The following is a 3,733-nucleotide window of genomic DNA, read 5'->3' on the forward strand; positions in this document are numbered from 1 at the left end:
GCCCCACGACCGCCGTCACGGCCACGAGCACACCGGCCTTTGCCCCCGCCTCGATCAGCGCGTACGTCACCAGGCCCAGGCTCAGCGCCCCGAGAACCGCGCCGAGGACGTCGAAGCGCCCATGGGCCCTCGGGTCCGCGGACTCGGGTACGTGACGGAGGGCGACCGGCACGCACAGCGCGGCGAGCGGGACGTTCAGCAGGAACACCCAGCGCCAGCCCGGCCCGTCCACCAGCCAGCCGCCCAGGAACGGCCCGACCGCCGCGCCGATCCCGCCGAAACCGGACCACAGACCCACCGCCCGCCCCCGGTCGTCCGGGTGGAACGAGGCCTGGATGAGGGCGAGCGACCCGGGCGTGAGAAGCGCGCCGCCGACGCCCTGGAGGGCACGGGCGGCCACCAGCACCCCGGCGTTGGGCGCGATCCCGCACAGCAGCGAGGCGACCGCGAACCACACCACGCCCAGCACGAAGATCCGCCGCCGCCCAAAACGGTCGCCCAGGGCGCCACCGAGGAGGATGAGCCCGGCCAGCGTCAGCATGTACGCGTTGACGGTCCACTGCAGGACCGCGAGGTCCGCGTCCAGATCGCGCCCCATCCGCGGCAGCGCGACATTGACCACCGTCGAGTCCAGCAGCGCCATGCTGGAGCCGAGCACCGTGGTCAGCAGGATCCACCTCCCCCGCGGGGAGGCGAGCCTGACGGCCGTGTCCTCGGGCGACGGCGCAGCCATGCTTCGGAGCATACGGAAAGACCCGGTACCGCAGGGGGTACCGGGTCCAACCGGAGCAAAAACCGAGTTACGTGACCTGCGAACAGGACCCGCTCGGTCGATGGCCCGCCTACTTGATCTTCGTGCCCGTCGAGCGCAGGTTCCCGCAGGCCTCGACGACACGCGCGGCCATGGACGCCTCGGCCAGCTTGCCCCAGGTGCGCGGGTCGTACGTCTTCTTGGAGCCGACCTCGCCGTCGACCTTCAGGACGCCGTCGTAGTTCCTGAACATGTGGTCGGCGACCGGCCGCGTGAAGGCGTACTGGGTGTCCGTGTCGATGTTCATCTTCACGACGCCGTTCTCCAGCGCGGTGCGGATCTCCTCCTCGGTGGAGCCGGAGCCGCCGTGGAAGACGAAGTCGAAGGGGGACTGCTTGCCGAAGCGCGAGGCGACGCCCTCGTTCAGCTGCTTCAGCAGCTCGGGACGCAGGACGACGTTGCCCGGCTTGTACACGCCGTGCACGTTGCCGAAGGAGGCGGCCAGCAGGTAGCGCCCCTTCTCGCCCAGGCCCAGCGCCTCCGCCGTACGGACGGCGTCGTCGACGGTCGTGTAGAGGGAGTCGTTGATCTCGTGCGAGACACCGTCCTCCTCGCCACCCGTCGGGGTGATCTCGACCTCGAGGATGATCTTCGCGGCGCGGGTGCGCTCCAGCAGCTCCTGGGCGATCTTCAGGTTGTCCGCCAGGGTCTCCGCCGAGCCGTCCCACATGTGGGACTGGAACAGCGGGTTCTCACCGCGGGCGACCCGCTCCTCGGAGACCGCGAGCAGCGGACGTACGTACCCGTCGAGCTTGTCCTTGGGGCAGTGGTCCGTGTGCAGGGCGATGTTGACCGGGTACTTCTCGGCGACGATGTGCGCGAACTCGGCGAGGGCGACGGAGCCGGTCACCATGTCCTTGCTGTACTGGCCGCCCAGGAACTCGGCACCGCCCGTGGAGATCTGGACGATGCCGTCGCTCTCCGCCTCCGCGAAACCGCGCAGCGCCGCGTGCAGGGTCTGGGTCGAGGTGACGTTGATGGCCGGGTAGGCGAACTTGCCTGCCTTCGCCCGGTCGAGCATCTCGTTGTAGACCTCGGGGGTTGCGATGGGCATCTGTCCGCTCCTTGTGTGCGGGTCGCGTACAGCTTGTACGGCTGGTACAGCTGTACGGCTCTTCTGCTTTACGGCCCTGACCTAGGGTTGCGACGTCATCGTCGGCCCCATCTTTCCAGACTTGACCGGATGCTCCCGCCAGGGTGACCGGAAGTTTTCGGCGCCCCTTTTCGCGTCCCTCAGTCCAGGCCGATCAGTCCAGACCGAGCTCGTCCTTCGAGTACGCGAAGAGGTACGGCACTCCGGCGCCCTCCTGGATCTTCTCGGCGGCGCCGGTGGCGCGGTCGACGATGGTCGCGACGGCGACGACCTCGGCGCCGGCCTCCCGCACGGCCTCGACCGCGGTCAGCGGGGAGCCGCCGGTGGTGGAGGTGTCCTCGACGACGAGCACGCGCCGGCCCGCGATGTCCGGTCCTTCGACCCTCCGCTGCATCCCGTGGGCCTTGGCCGCCTTCCGCACGACGAAGGCGTCGAGCCGCCGTCCCCGCGCGGCGGCGGCGTGCAGCATGGCCGCGGCGACGGGGTCGGCGCCCATGGTGAGCCCGCCGACGGCGTCGAACTCGAGATCACCGGTCAGGTCGAGCAGCACCTCCCCGACGAGCGGGGCGGCCTCGCCGTCGAGGGTGACACGGCGCAGGTCGACGTAGTAGTCCGCCTCCAGGCCCGAGGAGAGGGTCACCTTGCCGTGCACCACGGCCTTGTCCTTGATCTGCTCCAGCAGAGCGGCGCGTACGTCAGTCATGCCAGTCAGCTTAGACAGCGCGGTGCGGGCGGCGGCTCACCCGGTGGGGAGCCTGCGCCAGGTCCAGGTCGTCGTGGCCTCCAGGGGCTCGATCGGGGTGACCAGGCGCGGGTGGGTGTTGAGCCCGTTGGGCGGCCCGGTCTGCGGCTCCACGCACACGGCCTCGGCCTGCTCGTCGTAGACCACGACCCACTCCTCGCGGGACGCGACCTTGAGCTCCAGCAGCCCGGGCCAGGTGAGGGTCACGTCGACACCGCCGGGCATCGCGAAGCAGTCGTCCCAGGGTCCGGGCCGGGGATCGACGCGCTTGCCGGTGGGAAGGTGATCGTCCCCCCGCTCCTCCTGCCACTCGGCGGTGAAGTCGACCCGCACGCCACCTCCCTCCCCCAGATTCCGGTTGAACCAGGGATGCCACCCGATCTGCGCCGGAAAGGACGAGTCGTACGTCTCCACGGACATGGTGAGCGTGAGGGAGTCCTCGGCGAGGGCGACGACCTGGGTGACACGACCGGAGTAGGGCCAGGGCTCGACCAGGTCGTACGTGAGGACGGCCTCGTCCTCCGTCACACGGGCGGTGCGCCAGGCGCCGTCGCGGACGGTGCCGTGGATGGCGTGCGGCGGCGCGTTGACCGGCATCTGCTGCACGACGCCTCCGCTCAGGAACCGCCCGTCCCGGATCCGGCCACACCACGGAACCATCGGGAAGCACCCGAACCGCTCCCCCTGCCGCAACAGTTCGACCCCACCGACCCGCAGCCCACGCACCCTCCCCCCGTTCCCCGGCGCCACGACAACTTCCGCGTCTCCCGCGGCCAAGGTGATGTCTTCGTTACTCACGCCACGACCCTAAGGGGTGCCTCCACAACGGGGCGAGCACAGCCGCCCGAACGCCCACCGCCCGGGGGCGAAGCCCCCGGCGGGGTTCCAGCGGAGGAGCCCCCGAGCGAGACCGCGGCGTCGGCGCCCCCGAGCGAGACCGCGGCGTCGGCGCCCCCGAGCGAGGTCGAAGGGGCTGAGCCCCGGCGGAACCGAAGAGGCGAAGCCCGCGGGCGGGACCGAAACGACCGGGCCCCCGGCCAAGCCGAAGGGCACGAAGCCGCCGAGCGGTGCCCACCCTGCCCAAAAG

Annotated in this window: 4 protein-coding genes; all 4 read right to left on the reverse strand. The window is 70.7% G+C overall.

Annotation, left to right across the window (positions count from 1 at the left end):
- The coding region (locus FNH04_RS42890; RefSeq protein WP_152791655.1) for an MFS transporter at positions 1-733 on the reverse strand (733 nt) is incomplete at its 3' end.
- 109 nt (positions 734-842) lie between these two features.
- On the reverse strand, positions 843-1,865 hold the full coding sequence (gene fbaA / locus FNH04_RS42895; protein ID WP_152791656.1) for a class II fructose-bisphosphate aldolase: 1,023 nt from the start codon (positions 1,863-1,865) through the stop codon (positions 843-845).
- Positions 1,866-2,058: 193 nt separating this feature from the next.
- On the reverse strand, positions 2,059-2,607 hold the full coding sequence (gene pyrE / locus FNH04_RS42900) for an orotate phosphoribosyltransferase (protein WP_152791657.1): 549 nt from the start codon (positions 2,605-2,607) through the stop codon (positions 2,059-2,061).
- Positions 2,608-2,643: 36 nt separating this feature from the next.
- Positions 2,644-3,444, reverse strand: a complete 801-nt coding sequence (locus tag FNH04_RS42905) for an aldose epimerase family protein (RefSeq protein WP_322725502.1) — start codon at positions 3,442-3,444, stop codon at positions 2,644-2,646.
- Positions 3,445-3,733: the final 289 nt, after the last annotated feature.

This window comes from Streptomyces phyllanthi, assembly GCF_009377205.1.
GTDB classification, from domain to species: Bacteria; Actinomycetota; Actinomycetes; order Streptomycetales; family Streptomycetaceae; genus Streptomyces; species Streptomyces phyllanthi.

Coding starts and splice junctions, on each gene's coding strand:
- fbaA (WP_152791656.1), bottom strand. CDS start 1,865: ATGCCCATCGCAACCCCCGAGGTCTACAACGAGATGCTCGACCGGGCG.
- pyrE (WP_152791657.1), bottom strand. CDS start 2,607: ATGACTGACGTACGCGCCGCTCTGCTGGAGCAGATCAAGGACAAGGCC.